At 71.2% G+C, this 16,103-nt stretch carries 16 protein-coding genes; 8 read left to right on the top strand and 8 right to left on the bottom strand.

The features are described 5' to 3' along the window. Positions 1-207: 207 nt before the first annotated feature. The gene (gene pgfA, locus AC5P1C_RS07385; protein WP_493864837.1) at positions 208-1,242 is read right to left on the bottom strand and encodes a cell envelope lipid trafficking protein PgfA; all 1,035 of its coding nucleotides are present in this window, start codon (positions 1,240-1,242) and stop codon (positions 208-210) included. 190 nt (positions 1,243-1,432) lie between these two features. On the opposite strand from pgfA, the gene AC5P1C_RS07380 reads away from it, so the two are divergent. The 4 genes from AC5P1C_RS07380 to AC5P1C_RS07365 all read left to right on the top strand — a co-directional run bounded on the left by AC5P1C_RS07380 (position 1,433) and on the right by AC5P1C_RS07365 (position 4,620). Then, positions 1,433-1,585 (top strand): hypothetical protein, encoded by a 153-nt coding sequence (locus AC5P1C_RS07380; protein WP_493864836.1) that lies wholly within the window; start codon positions 1,433-1,435, stop codon positions 1,583-1,585. A 69-nt stretch (positions 1,586-1,654) separates the two neighbouring features. Further along, positions 1,655-2,899: a PucR-like N-terminal domain-containing protein gene (locus AC5P1C_RS07375; RefSeq protein ID WP_493864981.1), complete on the top strand. Its 1,245-nt coding sequence runs from the start codon at positions 1,655-1,657 to the stop codon at positions 2,897-2,899. Positions 2,900-2,950: 51 nt separating this feature from the next. Next, positions 2,951-3,799, top strand: coding sequence for an SMP-30/gluconolactonase/LRE family protein (locus AC5P1C_RS07370; RefSeq protein ID WP_493864835.1), 849 nt, complete (start codon positions 2,951-2,953; stop codon positions 3,797-3,799). A gap of 137 nt (positions 3,800-3,936) precedes the next feature. Further along, positions 3,937-4,620, top strand: coding sequence for an SCO2400 family protein (locus AC5P1C_RS07365; protein WP_493864834.1), 684 nt, complete (start codon positions 3,937-3,939; stop codon positions 4,618-4,620). Between the two features lie 50 nt (positions 4,621-4,670). Here AC5P1C_RS07365 and AC5P1C_RS07360 read toward each other — a convergent pair whose 3' ends face one another. After that, entirely contained in the window at positions 4,671-5,126 is a 456-nt protein-coding gene (locus AC5P1C_RS07360; RefSeq protein WP_493864833.1) for a MarR family winged helix-turn-helix transcriptional regulator, read from the bottom strand. A 128-nt stretch (positions 5,127-5,254) separates the two neighbouring features. On the opposite strand from AC5P1C_RS07360, the gene AC5P1C_RS07355 reads away from it, so the two are divergent. Both AC5P1C_RS07355 and AC5P1C_RS07350 read left to right on the top strand, forming a co-directional pair. Next, positions 5,255-6,301, top strand: a complete 1,047-nt coding sequence (locus tag AC5P1C_RS07355; protein ID WP_493864832.1) for an NADP-dependent oxidoreductase — start codon at positions 5,255-5,257, stop codon at positions 6,299-6,301. A 115-nt stretch (positions 6,302-6,416) separates the two neighbouring features. Next, positions 6,417-6,845, top strand: a complete 429-nt coding sequence (locus AC5P1C_RS07350) for an organic hydroperoxide resistance protein (RefSeq protein ID WP_351160091.1) — start codon at positions 6,417-6,419, stop codon at positions 6,843-6,845. 67 nt (positions 6,846-6,912) lie between these two features. On the opposite strand, the gene AC5P1C_RS07345 is transcribed toward AC5P1C_RS07350, so the two are convergent. Then, complete coding sequence (locus tag AC5P1C_RS07345; RefSeq protein WP_493864831.1) at positions 6,913-8,070, bottom strand: serine hydrolase domain-containing protein; 1,158 nt, start codon at positions 8,068-8,070, stop codon at positions 6,913-6,915. Positions 8,071-8,261: 191 nt separating this feature from the next. After that, positions 8,262-10,865, bottom strand: a complete 2,604-nt coding sequence (locus tag AC5P1C_RS07340) for a M14 family zinc carboxypeptidase (protein WP_493864830.1) — start codon at positions 10,863-10,865, stop codon at positions 8,262-8,264. Between the two features lie 125 nt (positions 10,866-10,990). On the opposite strand from AC5P1C_RS07340, the gene AC5P1C_RS07335 reads away from it, so the two are divergent. Further along, positions 10,991-11,839, top strand: a complete 849-nt coding sequence (locus AC5P1C_RS07335) for an EI24 domain-containing protein (protein WP_493864829.1) — start codon at positions 10,991-10,993, stop codon at positions 11,837-11,839. Here the strand turns inward: AC5P1C_RS07335 and AC5P1C_RS07330 are convergent. From AC5P1C_RS07330 to AC5P1C_RS07320, 3 genes are all read right to left on the bottom strand, one after another. Beyond that, positions 11,820-13,082: a pyroglutamyl-peptidase I gene (locus AC5P1C_RS07330; RefSeq protein ID WP_493864980.1), complete on the bottom strand. Its 1,263-nt coding sequence runs from the start codon at positions 13,080-13,082 to the stop codon at positions 11,820-11,822. The genes AC5P1C_RS07335 and AC5P1C_RS07330 overlap by 20 nt on opposite strands. Positions 13,083-13,186: 104 nt before the next feature. Then, positions 13,187-14,098 carry an aminoglycoside phosphotransferase family protein gene (locus AC5P1C_RS07325; protein ID WP_493864828.1) on the bottom strand — a complete coding sequence of 304 codons (912 nt, stop codon included), beginning with the start codon at positions 14,096-14,098 and terminating at the stop codon, positions 13,187-13,189. Positions 14,099-14,207: 109 nt separating this feature from the next. Then, positions 14,208-14,411 (bottom strand): hypothetical protein, encoded by a 204-nt coding sequence (locus tag AC5P1C_RS07320; protein ID WP_493864827.1) that lies wholly within the window; start codon positions 14,409-14,411, stop codon positions 14,208-14,210. Between the two features lie 216 nt (positions 14,412-14,627). Here AC5P1C_RS07320 and AC5P1C_RS07315 point away from each other — a divergent pair, with 216 nt between their 5' ends. Next, positions 14,628-15,437, top strand: a complete 810-nt coding sequence (locus AC5P1C_RS07315; RefSeq protein ID WP_493864826.1) for an NAD(P)-dependent oxidoreductase — start codon at positions 14,628-14,630, stop codon at positions 15,435-15,437. On the opposite strand, the gene AC5P1C_RS07310 is transcribed toward AC5P1C_RS07315, so the two are convergent. Next, positions 15,438-16,067 (bottom strand): TetR/AcrR family transcriptional regulator, encoded by a 630-nt coding sequence (locus tag AC5P1C_RS07310; protein WP_493864825.1) that lies wholly within the window; start codon positions 16,065-16,067, stop codon positions 15,438-15,440. Between the last annotated feature and the right edge of the window lie 36 nt (positions 16,068-16,103).

Below are 16,103 nucleotides of genomic sequence, written 5' to 3'. Positions count from 1 at the left end.
TCGTCAGGGTGCGGAACGGTGAGGGTGCTGGGGGGTGCTCGAGGGGAGTGCACCGTTCGGGGGTCGCTTGCGGAGGTGCTGTGCTCGGACTGTGCGGGGGCGGTGCGGGGACTGTGCTTGGGGTGGGGTGGTTAGTTTTCGCCGCCGTGTTCGACGCGGCTACTCACCGAAGTGACAACCTTCGGGGTTTCAACAGCTGACGTCTCATCACATCGTGGTGGGTTGCAGGGCAGTCGGTGACGTATCGGTATTCGGACCGCTCGGCTCCGCCGCTGAACCGGGCCCACCAGGCCCCTGCGCACCGCTGTCGGAACGCCGTCCGCGTACCACGAGAACGCCTCCCGCCAGGGCGAGGAGCACGCCCAGCACACCCGTCACCACGGGCAGCGTCTCGCCCACGAGCTTCAGCCTGCTGCTGTCGTCGTCGGCGAGGCCGACCTGCGTCTTCTGGGTCTTCTCGGTGAACGCGATGCGCTTGCTGTCGAGCAGCACCGTGGCGTCCTTGTCCGAGCCGGGCGCGCGCAGCGTCTTGCGGGGGCCGATGGCCGCGTAGATGATCCGGCCCGTGCGCTTGTCGGCGACCAGCTCGACGCCGTGGTTGGCGTACCACTCCTCGGCGAGCACGTTGCTGCGCTTGGGCTGTCCCACCAGGCGGCCGGGCACCATGCGGGTCCCGGTCTTGGCGGGCTTCACCTTCGCGGTGAAGCGGTAGCCCTCGTACCCCTGGATCTTCTTCGTGCCGCGGAAGTCGAGCGGGACGGTCGCGCCCAGGGTGTTGTCCCACCAGACGTAATCGCGTTTCTCCACGTCAAAGGGGAACTTGAGGTAGGCCTCACCCTCGAAGTACGGCTTCTCGTCGCAGCAGTGCACCGGCTTGTTCGTCTCGCGGTCGGTGACCCAGCGCTCCGTCGTGAACTGGAGCGAATCGTGCGGATCCGCGGCCGGCAGGGACTTGTCCGGGTCGACGGACGTGACCACGTCCCACACCGCGTGCTCGTCGGTGCTGTCGTCCACGTCGCCGCGCACCTGGCGCGTGATCGTGAGGTTCTTGTCGTTGACGGTCTTGATCTTCTCGGTGTCGAAATAGCTGCCTTTGCCCTTGAAGACCGTAATCGTGTCGATATCGACGGGCGTGCGCTTCGCGCCCGGCGCGACATACCACGCGAGCATCGGCGCCAGGACGAGCAGAAAGACGCCGAGTCCGAGGAGGATCAGCGAGAGGGGCGAGGCTGTGCGGCGCATCCGGCACTCCTGAGGGCGGAAGAGAAGTGTTACCGAGCCGTAGGGGCCGGAACGCTAGGCCGACCCTTGACGAAGTGTCAATGCGTTGATGAAACTGTGCACCTGCCGGGTGGGGCCGGTGAGGGACTGTGCGCACGACATCCGCGCCACGTGGGTGGGGACGACCTCCAGCAGAGAGGCTGACCCTGACATGCACCGATTGCTCGCCGCCGGTCTGACCGTCGTAGCAGCCGCGGCACTCGCCGTGGGCGCCGCGTTCGGCATCGTCGCCGCCTTGAACGCGACACCGGACCAGCCCAACACGCCTCTTGTGCACTACGAGACTGCCCCTCGGGGACAGTGAGTGACCGTGCCCGTGACCGAGAGCCAGGGTTCGCTGTCCGTCCGCTCGGCCTGGCGCGACGTACCGCCCATGCAGGTGCGGCGGTTCGCCGCGCTCGCCCTGGACGAGGTGCCCGCCCTCGCCCAGGACATCCTGCGGGAGATCCGTGTCGAGTACCCCGGCCTGCCCGTCGTCCTGGACGAATCGGGCGAACCCATGGCGCTCATCGGCATACGGCGCGCTCTGGAGGGCTTCGTCCAGCAGATCGCGGCCGCCGAGGGCGGGCGGCCGTGCTACCCCCTCGAGGTCTTCCAGGAGTTCGGCAGGGGCGAGGGCCTGCACGGCCGCAGCCTCGACTCGCTCCAGGCGATCTACCGCCTCGGCGTACGGCTCGCGTGGCGCCGCCTGGCCGAGATCGGTCAGCAGATCGAGATCCCGCCACCGGCCATGTACGAACTCGCCGAGTCGGGCTTCGAGTATCTGGACGGCTTGGTCGACCAGTCCGTCCGCGGATACGCGGAGGCCGCGGCCCGGCAGGCCGGTGAGCGGCTTCGCCTGCAGCGGAAGCTGATGGAGCTGCTGCTCTCCGAGCGGCGCGGGGATCCCGGTTCGGCACCGCACACCGATTCCGCTTTCGCCCCCGGCCCGCGTTCCGCTTCCGGGCAGCCCGGCGGCCACAGCGCCCTCGACGAACGGGCCGCCCGCGTCGGCTGGCAGCTGCCCGAGCGTGTCGCCGTCGGGGTGCTGCTCCGCCCCGCGCGCGAGGCCGTGGCGCCCGCCGTCGGCCAGGGCGTCCTGCTCGACATGGAGACCGAACAGCCCCGCATGGTCGTCCCCGACCCGGACGCGGCAGGACGCCCCGAGCTCCTGCGGCGCGCCATGGCGGGCTGGTCCGGCGCGATCGGCCCGCCCGTACCGCTCGCCGACGCCGCGAAGTCGCTGCGCTGGGCTCAGGCGGCGGTCCGCCTGATGGAGCGCGGACTCCTTCCCTCCGGTGAGGTCCTGCACTGCACGGAGCACACCGAGGCCCTGGTCCTGCTCCAACCCGAGGAGCTCATCGAGGACTTGGCCCGCCGCTGCCTCGCCCCGCTCGCGCACTGCGGCCCCGCGCACGGCCGCCGCCTGGCCGAGACCCTGCTCGCCTGGCTGGAGACGCGGGGCGGCGCACCGGAGGTCGCGGCCCGCCTCGGGGTGCATCCGCAGACGGTGCGCTACCGCCTGCGGCAGATCAGGGAGCTGTGGGGCGACGAGGTCGACGACCCCGACCGCCGCTTCGAGCTGGAACTGGTGCTCAGGGCACGGCGGTTGAGGGGAGAGCTGGGGCGGGCCGGCTGAGCGCGGGCGTTCGGAGAGCCGCACGGACAGCCGTGCGGGTAGCCTGCCGCAATGGACATAGCGGTACGCGCGCAGGCAGCACTCGGTGAGGGGCCCACCTGGGATCCCGTGGCCCAGCGGCTGATCTGGGTCGACATCCTGAGCTCACGCGTCCACACGTACGACCCGTCGTCCGGCCGCCGCTCGGTCCTGGCCACCGAGCAGCACGTCGGCGCCGCGAAGCCGCGCGCGGGCGGCGGCCTGGTGGTCAACCTCCGGGACGGCGTGGGCCTCTACGACTCGGCGGCCGAGGGCGGCGCCTTCCGCTGGCTCCACCACGAGGTCGTACCGGGCCGCCGCGGCAACGACGCGGCAGTCGCCCCCGACGGCGCGCTCTGGGCGGGCACGATGCGCTACGACGAGGGCGCGGGCGGCGGCAACCTGATCCGCCTGACCGGCGACGGCACCGCGACCGAGGTCTTCGGCGACGTGACCGTCAGCAACGGCACCGGGTGGAGCCCGGACGGCCGGTCCCTGTACTACATCGACACCGTGACCCGGCGCATCGACGTACTGGAACTGCGCGACGACCAACTCCCGCTCTCCAGGCGCCCTTTGGTGACGATCGAGGCCGACGCCGGATTCCCCGACGGTCTCGCCGTCGACGCCGACGGGTGCGTCTGGGTCGCCCTGTGGGACGGCGCGGCCGTCCGTCGCTACACCCCGTCCGGTGCCCTGGACCGGGTGATCGAGCTCCCGGTGGTCCGCCCGACCGCGTGCGCGTTCGGCGGCGCCGGACTGCGCGACCTGTACATCACCTCCGCCCGCACGGGACTCGAGGCGCCGCACCCGCTGTCCGGCTCCGTACTCGTGGTGCCGGACGCCGGTCAGGGTGTCCAACAGGCGGCGTTCGCGGGCTAGGTGCGCCCGCGCCCGGCTCGGAACAGGCGGTTTGCCCCATAGAGACAACCGATGCCGCTGGAACATTCGATTCCGCACACAACCTTCACGGCAGCGGCTTCCTCTGTTCCCCGCGGCTCACTTAGCCTCCATGCCTCATGGACTACTGCCACCCGTGCCACAGGCACCTCAACGGCGCCCTGGCCTGCCCGGGGTGCGGAACTCCGGCCGAAGCCTGCCGTGAGTACGCGGAGGCGGTCGCCGCGCAGGACGAACCGGACGGTGCCGAGCGCCCGTACGACGACGAGGCGCCGCGCGGCAGAAGCCGACGCCGGGAGCGCGGTCGCCGGGCGCACCGGCGCAGACGCCGCAAGGTTCTGCTGATCACTGCCGGGATCGCGCTCGCGGCCGGTGGTCTGAGCCTGGCCGAGCTCGGCATGGAGGGGCCTTCGGACGAACCGACGGCGGCGTCCTCTCCGGACGGGGCGGCGGGCGAGACCGCCTCGCGGGGGCCGACGGGCCCGGCCGGCGGCGCGTCGACGGGCGCCGAGTCCACCGCGGTCACGTCGGCCGCGCCTTCGGCGTCGGAGTCGGCGTCCGCGAAGGAGAAGGCGGCCAGGGAGGCGAAGAAGGCCAAGGACCGCGAGAAGACGGAAGAGGCCGACAAGGCCTCCGGTTCCGCGGCCCCGGCCAAGACCTCCGCGCCCGACGACACCCCTGACGCCCCGGACACCCCCGAGACCACGCGCCCCACGCCCCCGCCGACCACGCAGCGGCCGGACCCGACGCCGGAGCCGGAGCCGTCGGAGACGTGCGACCGCTTCCTGTGGTGGTGCACCTAGCCGTCGCTGCCGTCGCTGCCGTCGCTCTGGGGTGAGGGCGAAGGGGCGGGTCAGCCCGCGTCCGGGGCCTCGCCGACCATCCGCCGCAGCAGCGCGCGCAGCGAGAGCCGCTCCTCGCGGGAGAGCTCGGCCAGCGGTTCGCGCGCGAAGTCGAGGGACTCGCGCAGGCTGCGGGCGACCGTCAGGCCCTCATCCGTCGGCGCCGCGAGCTTCACGCGGCGGTCGGCCGGGTCGGGCCGCCGCTCGACGAGCCCGCGCGCCTCGAGCCGGTCGATGATCCCCGTGATGTTCGACGGCTCGCACTTCAGCTTCTGGGCTATCCGGCGCATGGGCAGGGGCTCCAGGGAGAGCAGCCCCAGGACGCGTGCCTGCGCGCCGGTGAGGGCGTGCTTGCCGGCCGCGGCGTCGTACTCCTCGTAGTAACGCGCGACGACCGTGCCGATGAGCTCGACGACTTCGAGCGTCAGCGGGTCCGTGCGCGGGGTGCGGGAGCTGGTGATGGCCATGCACTCCAGGCTACCCCGATACTTGACATCATGAAATATGTAGGAGCATGGTTGTTTCACAACATGAAGCATTTTCGCCACAGCAGCCTGCTGGAAACGGCAGCCTGAAGCAGCAGGAGGACGCCCGCATGTCCGTCACCCCCGAGGCCTCCGGGTCCGCGCAGCTCCCCGCCGTCAGCCGCGAATGGCACCTCGTGCGCCGCCCGCACGGCTGGCCGGTCCCGGAGGACTTCGCGCTGCGTGAGGCCCCTGTCTCCGCCCCCGCCGACGGTCAGGTCCTGGTCCGCAATCTGCACTTCTCCGTGGACCCGTACATGCGTGGCCGGATGAACGACGTGAAGTCGTACACCCCGCCGTTCCAGCTGGACCAGCCCATGCAGGGTGGTGCGGTCGGCGAGGTCGTCGCTTCGAACGCCGAGGGTCTCGCGGTGGGCGACCACGTCCTGCACTTCGGCGGTTGGCGCGAGTACGCGACCGTACCGGCGAAGCACGCCGTCAAGGTGGACGGCCGGGCCGCGCCGCTCTCCGCGTACCTCGGTGTGCTCGGCATGCCGGGCCTGACCGCCTACGCGGGCCTCTTCGAGGTCGCCTCCTTCAAGGAGGGTGACGCGGTGTTCGTCTCCGGCGCCGCGGGCGCCGTCGGCTCCCAGGTCGGCCAGATGGCCAAGCTCAAGGGCGCCTCGCGCGTCATCGGCTCGGCGGGTTCCGACGAGAAGGTGAAGCTCCTCGTCGAGGAGTACGGCTTCGACGCCGCGTTCAACTACAAGGACCCGCGCCCGGTCGTGGAGCAGCTGAAGGAGGCGGCCCCCGACGGCATCGACGTCTACTTCGACAACGTCGGCGGAGAGCACCTCGAAGCGGCCATCAGCCGCATGAACGTGCACGGCCGCGCCACCATCTGCGGCATGATCGCGGGCTACAACGACACCGAGCCGACCCCCGGCCCGCGCAACATGGCCATGATCATCGGCAAGCGCCTGCGCCTGCAGGGCATTCTCGTCGGGGACCACGAGGCGCTGCAGCCGCAGTTCGTGTCCGAGGTCGGCGCGTGGATCCGCTCCGGTGAGCTCAAGTACAACGAGACCTTCGCCGAGGGCATCGAGAACGGCGTCGAGGCGTTCCTGGGCATGCTGCGCGGCGAGAACACGGGGAAGATGATCGTTTCCCTGGCCTGAGGCGCGGGCAGGCGAGCCTGAGCGCCGGACAATTTTCCGGCATCCGATAAAGTGTTTCCACATTGTCGCGACTGTGGGCGCGCATCGCGGAACATCTCAGGAGGAACCGGCACTTATGTCCATCCAGCAGATCGACGTCAAGTACACCGCCGTCGCCACCGCCGAGAACGGCCGTGACGGCCGCGTCGCCACCGACGACGGCAAGCTCGACGTCGTCGTCAACCCGCCGAAGGAGATGGGCGGCAGCGGCGCGGGCACCAACCCCGAGCAGCTCTTCGCGGCCGGCTACAGCGCCTGCTTCCAGGGCGCGCTCGGCGTGGTCGCCCGTAAGGAGAACGCCGACATCTCCGGCTCGACCGTGACCGCCAAGGTCGGCATAGGCCAGACCGAGGCCGGCGGCTTCGGCCTGGAGGTCGCCATCACCGCGTCCATCCCGAACGTGGACGCGGCCACCGCGCAGTCGCTCATCGAGAAGGCGCACCAGGTGTGCCCGTACTCGAGCGCCACGCGCGGCAACATCAAGGTGGAGCTCGCGGTCGCCTGACCGTCTCCCCCGGCACGTGACGGAGGGCCGCACCCCGGAGCAGGGGTGCGGCCCTCCGCCATGCCGGTCAGCGACCGACCGCCGCCGTGTGGATCGCCTGCACGAGGCGCTCGTCCTCCGGGGCCGGTCCGCCGGGGAAGGGGAAGCGGCGCCGCGTGTACCCGTAGGCGAGCCCGCTGCGGGGGTCGGCGAAAGCCTGCGAGCCGCCCACGCCCTTGTGCCCGATGGACCCCGCGCCGAGGAACGGGTACCAGGCCTCGGCGACGTTCTGGAACCCCACCCCGAACGATTTGTGCGCCCGTAGCACCAGATCGAACCCGTTGGAATGGATCTGCCCGAACTCGGCCACGGTGTCCGGCTTCAGGAGCGGCTCCCGCCCGTCGAGCCCGCCGACAGCCGCCGCGTACATCCCGGCAAGACCGCGTGCGGAGGCGACACCGCCGACGGACGCGGGCCCCTTGGCGCGCACCGGACGGGAGTTGGGGATCGACTCCAGGTCGGTGGGCTGTGCGCCGTTGCGGTTGAAGGCGATGGAGTTCAGGGTGCCGGGCTGCGGGGGCTGCGCGTCGAGGAGGGCACGCTCCTCGGGGGACGGCATCATCGGCAGTACGGAACGGAAGCGGGGCTCCAGCGCCTCCGGGAGCCCGAGGTAGAAGTCAAGACCGAACGGCGCGTGGACCCGCTCCTCGTACACCGCCTGGAGAGTCCGCCCGGTGGCCCGGAACACGACCTCGCCGGCCAGCGCGCCGATGGACAGGGCGTGATAGCCGAAGGCGGTACCGGGGCGCCAGTACGGTCGCTGGGGCGCGAGGCGGGCGGCGATGGCGCGGTCGTCGGCGATCTCCTCGGGCGTGAAGCCGCTGTCGGAGCCGACGATCCCCACCCGGTGCGAGAGAAGCTCCCGAAGGGTGACGTCCGCCTTCCCCTGGGCGGCGAACTCCGGCCAGTAATAGGCCACTTCGCGATCCAACTCCAGGGCGCCGTCCTGGACGAGCAGAGCCACGACGAGGTAGGCGGCACCCTTCGTGGACGAGTACACCCCGAAGAGCGTGTCCCCGTCCGTGTCGGGCCCCACCCACAGGTCGACGACCTGCTTCCCTCGTACGTAGGCGGCGACTTGCGAGGCATGATCGGGCTTCGCCTGGGCGAGCATGGCGGCGAACGCATCCCGCGCGGGTTCGTATCCGGCCGCGGTGGTGCCTTGGACTTTGATCTCACGGGTCATGCGTTCTTGTTTCCCCAACCCCGCCCCTTCCCAAAAACCCCCTGGGGTGTGGGGTCCTTGGCTGCCGTCACCAAACGGCGGAGGGGCTGAATCTTCAGCCCCTCCGGTGTTTGAGGAGCGGGGTCTGGGGCGGAGCCCCAATTCGGGAAGGGGCGGGATGGGGGGGGAGCCCCGCAGGGGCTGCCCGAGCCTCAGCCCACGCTCAGCAACGCCCGCCCCACCTGCGGAAACACCCCCTTCGGGTGGTCCCGGAACAGCGGCTCGGTGCCGAAGAGGACCACACGGGACCCGGCAGCGGACCCGCTGACGACGGAAGCCTGCCCCGCGGCATCCGCGGGCCCACCCGCCCCGCCCTCCGCAGGGCGCCAATGCCCGGAGACCAGCGGATTCCCGCCCCCGTAGGACTGCTCCACCCGCACCCCACTCCCCAGCCCCTTGAACCACATGGGCGCGTAGACGAACGAATGCGACGGCGCACCCCCGGTAACCGGGCCGCCGGAATTCACCACCCGCACCACGCCATTCGCATCCCCGTTCCCGGAGACCGCCTCCACGGAAAGCAGCTTGGCGGCGGAGTTCAACGCGGCCCCCTCCGCACCACGCCCGACAAGCCCGCCCCCACCATCGAGGAACCCTTCAAGCCCGGCCCGCGCTCCGGCGTTCAGCTCGCCATAGGCGAGCCCCGCCGAAACGAACAGCGCGTCCGCACCCGACTTCTTCCAGTCGAACCCGGCGTTGAGGACATCAGTCGAAACCGGCACCACGTCGAAATTCATCTCCCGCAGCGCGAACAGCTCACCAGGAGTGACGGCCGCCGCCACCCGCGTGGCACGCACGACAGCCCCGCCCTTCGCCTTGGTCGCGTCGAAGGCGACGTCATACTTCCGCGCCGCGGCGATCGCCGCCCCCCGCGCGGACGACGGCAGAATCACACTCCCGTCGTCAGCCCGACGTACAGAAGTCCCGCGCGCAAGCAGCCAGTTCAGCGCAGCCACCTCCCGCGCGTCGTCCAGCCGCAGCCGAAGGTCCCCGCGCGACGCCACATGGCCGACCCGCGAGGCGGAGTCCACGACGCGCGACCGCACACCGGACAGCGAGCCACCCTTCACCGAGTCCACCGTCGCGCCCCACAACCGCCCGAGGCTCCACCCCGAGATGTCGTACATGGTGGACACCTTGTCGCTGATGTCGCGCCCGTCGGCGAGCATCACATTGGCGAGCCCGCGCTTGGGCTGACGCATGTCGATGACGTACGAACCTTCGGCGTACGCGGCGCCACCCAGCCTGAAGTCCCTGGTGGCCCTGCGCACTTCCACGTCATTGTCGAGCAGATGCTCCACGAGCCGTGATGCGGCAGCCGCCGAACGCTGACCCCGCTCACCCTTCTCCTCGCCCCGCGGGATCACGTACGCACGAGGGAAGTCGGTCGTATAGACGTCCTCCGGGCCGATGCCCGGAACCCCGGGCACGGTCTCCGGCGAGACCGGTACCTGCGCCGCACCCGTCGCACCCCGCCGGAACGTCTCGATCTGGTCGGCGATGACCGAAGTCCGGTGCTCCTGCGTGTACTTGAGCGTCGCCGACATCGCGGCGCCCGCGATGTCCACGTTGATCGCGGACCGCCTCCGCAGCTCCGGCACCGGCAGCTCGTCGTACTCGTCGTTGTTGACCGTCATCGGGAACTCGATGGTGTGCGCCGCGACGGCGCCGTGGAACGGCATGTACTGCGGGGTGAAGATCGGCGGCCAGTCGTCCCAGCCCTCCTCCTGGTCACGGAAGGGGATGATCGCGGGCTCCACGCCGTCCTTCTCGGGGGTGTAGCCGAGGCCGTTGACCGCAGCCTCCATGCCCAGCGCGTTGGCGTAGGTGTTCTTCAGGAAGAGGTCGTACTCGTAGTTCTCGCCGTGCGGCGGAGTCGTCGGCTCGATCAGCGTGCCGTTGACGTATCCGTGCAGGTCGATCATGACCGCGGGCTGCTTGTCGATCGCGATCTGCCGCATCGCGCGGGCCTCGGGCTGCGAGGCGGTGATGAAGTCGCGGTTGAGGTCGAAACCGTTGGCGTTGGCGCGGGTGCCCGCGATGCGACCGTCGGGGTTGGCCGTGACGTTGAAGTAGAGGCGGTTGTGGGCGAGCAGGTCCTTGGTCTTGCCGTCCTTCGCCTTCGCGAGCTTCTCGATGAGCTTCAGGGCCGCGTCCGTGCCCTCCCACTCGTTGCCGTGGATGTTGTTGTTGATGAAGACCGGCGTCTTGTACGAGGACTTGACCGCCGGATCCTTGGCGGCGCTGCCCGGCGCGTTCTCGATGAGGTCGCGCATCCGCTCCTGGCGCGCGGTCTCCTTGGCCGACTCGGGAGAGGTGACCGTCACCAGATAGAGCTGGTGCCCGCCCGCCGAACGGCCCGCGATCTCCACGCTGACGCGGTCACCGATGCCCTGGATGTCATTCAGCTTCGGGGCTAGGGAGTGATAGGGCGCGAGGCCCAGTTTAATCGACTTGTCGTCAGGGTTCGCGGGAGGCGCCTTCAGCTTCTGCTCGCGGGGATAACCGCGGTCCTTGCCGCGACCGGAGTCGAGGCCGGGGCTTTCCGTGGCCCCCAGGGCCCGGTCCGCGGCGCCCCGAGGGGCCTTCGCGGCCCGTTCCGTACTGCTGAGGGGCGAGCCCTCGCGGAGGATGTCGCGCCCGCCCGGATCCGGGTCGGCGGTCGCGCTGCCGGGGGCGAGCGTGGTGAACAGGAGTGCGCCCGCCGAGGCGAGGGTGGTGAGCAGAACGGGTCTTGATGGCCGTGATATCCCCATACATGCCTCCGCGGAAGAAGTCGGTACGCGTGGTCTACCGTCTCAACCCCCGCGCAACAAGAGGGCCTTCGGTCCCACGCGTCCCGCGGATCGCAGCGCCCCGACCGGCGGATAGGCTGTGCCGCATGCGTGATCTGGGACGAGGCTTCGGCTACTTGATGAAGGGCCAGCGCTGGGTCGCCCAGCACGGCAAGCAGTACGGGGTCGGGCTGCTCCCCGGCTTGATCACGCTGCTTCTCTACGCGGCGGCGCTCGTCGCGCTCGCCCTCTGGGGCACGGAATTCATCGGCTGGGCGACGCCCTTCGCCGACGACTGGTCCTCGCCGTGGATCGGCCTGTTCCGCGGCTTCCTCACGGCCCTGCTCTTCGCGCTCGCGCTCCTCCTGTCGGTGATCACCTTCACGGCGGTGACGCTCCTGGTGGGCCAGCCGTTCTACGAGTCGCTGTCGGAGAAGGTCGACATCTCCGTCGCCGGGTACGCCCCCGAGTCGGGCCTGCCGCTCTGGCGCGAGCTGTGGATCTCCGCACGCGACAGCCTCCGCATCGTCCTGCGCGCCGTCGTCTGGGGCATCCTGCTCTTCGCCCTCGGCTTCATCCCGGTCATCGGCCAGACCGTGGTGCCGGTGGTCGGCTTCTGCGTGACGGGCTTCTTCCTGGTCGAGGAGCTGACGGCGGTGGCTCTGCAGCGCCGGGGCGTCGAGGCCCGCGAACGGCTCGTGATGCTGCGCGGACGCAGGCAGCTGGCGTGGGGCTTCGGCACCCCGCTCGCCGTGGCCTTCCTGGTCCCGTTCGTCGCGGTGTTCCTGATGCCGGGGGCGGTCGCGGGCGCGACGCTGATGGCGCGCGAGCTGATGGGGGAGGACACAGCGGACGACGACGCCCCGCAGGGACCGGCCGGTTCGGCAGATGCAGCCGACTCGGCCGACTCGGCCGGTCCCGGCGGACAGTCGCCCGCTACCGGCGGGCGTCCGTAGCGCTCCTGTCGCTGGTGGCGTTCGCGGCCGTCGTCAGGATCTTCCGCACCTGCGCGATGATGTCGAGGCGGTTGCGCACGAACTCGGGGTCGGTGATCTCGCCCGTCGCCGGGTCCGTGTTGCCCGCCCCGAACTGCAGGATCGGCGTGTGCACATGGCCGCCGGGCAGCCGGTCGTGCAGCCCGAGGCGATCGCGCAGCAGCGTCGCCCGGTAGGCGATCTCGTTCGACAGGTAGTTGCCGCCGCCGCCCTCGCGGGCCGTCGAACCGGCGGTGGGCCCGTCGGGGCGGACCACGGGAGCGGTCTGGCCCGCGGGGATCTCGGTCACCGACGTGTTGTCGTACACGGGGAAGCGGCCCGTCTCGGCGCTCACGATCTCCTTGTACGGGAGGGTCGTCGACGTCCACTGCGGCTGCGTGGCCGGGTCGGCGACCGGGACGGTCTCCGTGCGCGAGAGGTTCTCGTTGTCGGGGAAGCCGCCCCGCCAGGCCCCGTTGGTCCGCTCGATGTCGAAGCGTCCCGCGCGGCCCTGGCTGATGGTGGTGAAGAGGTCGACGCGCGGGAGATGCGCGCGCAGGGTGCGCTCGACCGTCCCCTTCGCGAAGTCGTCCCAGCGCACGGGGAAGACGGCGGTCTCCACGCGGGCGGGCCCGTCGGCGGTCTCGATGACGGTGCCGTCGAGCGCGAGGGCGGTGGCGCCGGACGGGTTGCTGATGCGGACGTCCCGGTCGAGCGTGAAGGGGTCGAAGCCGGTGACGAGGATCCGCTTGAGGCGGTGGCCCGCGCGGTCCTTGTCCGGGTAGTCGATGGAGTCGTGCCCGCGGGACGCGTCCTCCAACGCCCTGAGGAGGCGCCCGTGCCGGTCCTCGCTCACCCCGAAGCCGTTCGGCTCCCACTGGCGGAGCTCACGCGTCATGCCGAGCCGCGCCCAGTACAGCGGCCGGTCGTCGTCCCGGCTGAGCTTCCCGGCACCTCCCGCCGCGGGGCCGCGCCCCTGCGCCCGGTCGACGGCACGCTGCCACAGCGCGTTTCCCTGGCGTACGACGATGCGCTTGGCCTCGCCGTACGACGTGGCGCGGTGGAGGGCCCGCGCGAACTCCGGTGCCACGGCGTCGAATCCGCTGCGCCGCAGGATCTCCTGCGGCGCAGCACGGTCGAGACGCTGCTCCTCGGTGGTGGCGGCCGGCGCGGTGGCCGCCGACGCGGGCAGGGCGGTGAGGGAGAGCAGGAGGGTGACACCGATCGCGACGAGCCGAGGGGAACCATGGGGCGTGAGTGACACGGGAGTCCTTCCGTGGCCGGTGGGGTGATCGCAGTATTCCGGCAGGAAGGCGGCGCCGAAAGGGCCTAGCCGCCCAGGGCGTCCACGGTGGCGTGATCCGCGAGCACCTCGCCGATCACGTGGCTCGCGGTCCTGGTGATGGTGGCGTTCCTGGTCCGGTGGTACGGCAGCTCGATGAGCGCGATCGACAGGGCCCAGCCGCGCCCGCGTGCCCACGTCGCGTCGTCGACGTCCAGGGCGGCGCGGAAGCCCTCCCGCGCTTGTGCCGTCAGCAGGCTCCACGCGGTCATCAGGTCGACGGCGGGTTCGCCCTGCCCCAGGCAACCGAAGTCGATGACGGCGCTGAGCCGTCCGCCGGCGGTGAGCAGATTCCCCGGCTGCAGGTCGGCGTGGACCCAGACGGGCGGCCCGTCCCACCGGGGCACGCGCAGGGCGGCATCCCAGGCGGCGGTGGCGGCCTCGGTGTCGATGACGCCGTGGAGCTTCGAGATGGCCTCGCGGGTGTCGGCGTCACGGGATGCGAGCGGCCCGCTGCGGTACGCGCGCGGCGCGCCGGCGGGGTCGATGCGCTGCAGGGCCAGCACGAACTGCGCCAAGTCCGCGGCGAACAGGCCGGGTTCGTCCAGGCCGCCGGCCACCGGGTTCTCGCCCTCGAGCCAGCGGTAGACGTACCAGGGCCAGGGAAACCCCTCACCGGGCTCGCCCATACCGAGCGGCGCGGGAATGGCGAGGGGCAGCGAGGGCGCGAGCCGCGGCAGAAAGAGCGCCTCGCGCTGTACGTCCTCGACACCCCCCTCGATCCGGGGGAGCCGGACGGCCATGTCGTCGCCGAGCCGGTAGATGGCGTTGACGGTGCCGTTCGAGTCGACGGGCTCGACGGCGAGGTCCGCCCAGTGGGGGAACTGCGCGGCGAGCAGCCGGCGTACGAGGGGCGCGTCGATGTCGCCTTCGTCGGCGTGCATCTTGGCGGGGGACATGCGGGCCTTCCGGGGCGGCGGGGGAGTGAGGGGCCGACGCTGATCGAAGCGGGCCGCGGTGCGTCCGGTCAACCGGATTCCCCGCCGACGGCGGACGGCCCCCCTCGCGTTACGCCTTCCGAGCAGCGCGCCCATAGTGCTCGGCCACTGTGTGGAACGCCTCCTTCGGCTCCCAGTGCCAGCGGCCTGACGGCCCGTCCTGGATCGTCTTCACGATGCTGTAGCTCGCCATGTCGAGGTCGTGGCGCGGCTCGGCCTTGTGCGGGGCGTCCGGGCTGACGAAGTTGTATAGCGTCGCCGAGTAGAGGCCCAACGAGCCCCGGTCAGAAACTGCGCCCGGCTGATCCCGTCACTCGGCACGGTGCCTCCCTGTGTCCGTCCGTGCGGTGCGTACGGTGGGCCCAGTCTGGGCAGCGGCGCCGCCGTGACTCGACGGCCGTCGGTCTACGGCGCGGGCGACCTTCGTAGGGACGGTCCGTCCTGCGGGGCGACTTGAGTAGCGCGCGGCGTCGCCCTAGCGTTCGGACCCATGAAGAAGATCGCGTTTCTTGGCCTCGGGCACATGGGTGCGCCGATGGCTCGCCAACTCCTCGCCGCGGGCCACCCGTTGACGGTATGGAACCGGACGGCGGAGAAGGCGGAGCCGCTGGTGGGGGCCGGGGCAAGGCCGGCCACCGACCCCGCGGACGCCGTGCGTGACGCCGATGTCGTCATCACCATGCTGGCGGGCCCGGACGCGGTGCGTGCCGTCGCCGACGCCATCGTGCCGGAACTGCGGCCGGGCACCCACTGGGTGGAGATGTCCACCGTCGGGCCCGATGTCGTACGGGAGGTGGGGGCGAGGATGCCGGACGGCGTGACCCTTGTCGACGCGCCCGTCATGGGCAGCACGGACAAGGCCGCGTCCGGGCAGCTCGGCATTCTCGCGGGCGGTGACGCGGACGGGGTTGCCCAGGTCCTCGCCTGTTTCGGGCCGGTGACGCGTACGGGACCGCTCGGCTCGGGGGCCGCCCTGAAGCTGGTCGTCAACACCGCGGTCATCGGAGGCGTCGCCCTCGTGGCCGAGGCGATGAGGCTGGCGGACGCGCTGGGCCTCGACGAGGAGACGGCCAAGGGGGCGCTCGCCGGCGGGCCGCTCGGCGGCGCGGTGGGCCGCGCCTTCGCCACGGATGTGCACTTCGGCAGCGAACTCGCCGTGAAGGACGTGGCGCTGGCGACAGAGGTCACGCGACTCCCGGCGATGGAAGCGGTGTTGGCCCACTACCAGGCGGCTGCCGCGGACCCGGAGGTCGGCCACGAGGACATCGCGCGAGCAGTCGCGCACATCCGGTCCGCCTGATCAATCGCTGCCGCTGGCGCTGCTGTTGCCGCTGCTCCTGTCGTCGCCGCCTTCCAGCAGACGCAGGAAGCCCCTGAACGCCCCCGCCATGTCCACCGATTCGGGGTCCAGGAGCCACTGGTACTGCAGGCCGTCCATCACCGCGACGAGCAGCGGAGCCGCCGCCTCCGGGGTGAGGCCGCCGGGGAGCCGCTCCCCGTACTCCACGCGCAGGACCGCGGCGAACTTCTCCCGCACCGATCCGTACCGCGCCGTGAAGTACTCCCGTGCCGGATGCCCGTCCGTGACGCTCTCGCCGAGCAGTGCGGAGAAGGTCTGGATGATGCCGGGGCGCATCGCGTTGTACTCGACGAGTGAGCCGAGCAGGTCGAGGCGGGTCTCCTTCGTCGGTACCGCGTCCCACTGGTCGCGGGCCTCCAGGACGGCGACCAGGAGAGCCTCCTTCGTCGGGAAGTAGTGCAGCAGGCCCTGCTGGGTCAGGCCGACCCGCTCGGCTACGGCGCCCAGGCTCGCCCCGCGGTAGCCACGCTCGGCGATCACCTCCAGGGCGGCCCGGAGGATCTCCGCGCGCCGCTCCTCGCTTCTGGCCCTCGTCGTGGCCTTGGCCGTGGTCCTGGCCTTGGGCGCCATCGCGTCTGCCCCTTCACGTTCTCGGTCCTGCTCGCG

It is taken from the genome of Streptomyces sp. A18, assembly GCF_059026065.1.
The sequence above is the reverse complement of the archived record's forward strand: the minus strand, read 5'-3'. Positions and strand labels throughout refer to the sequence as shown.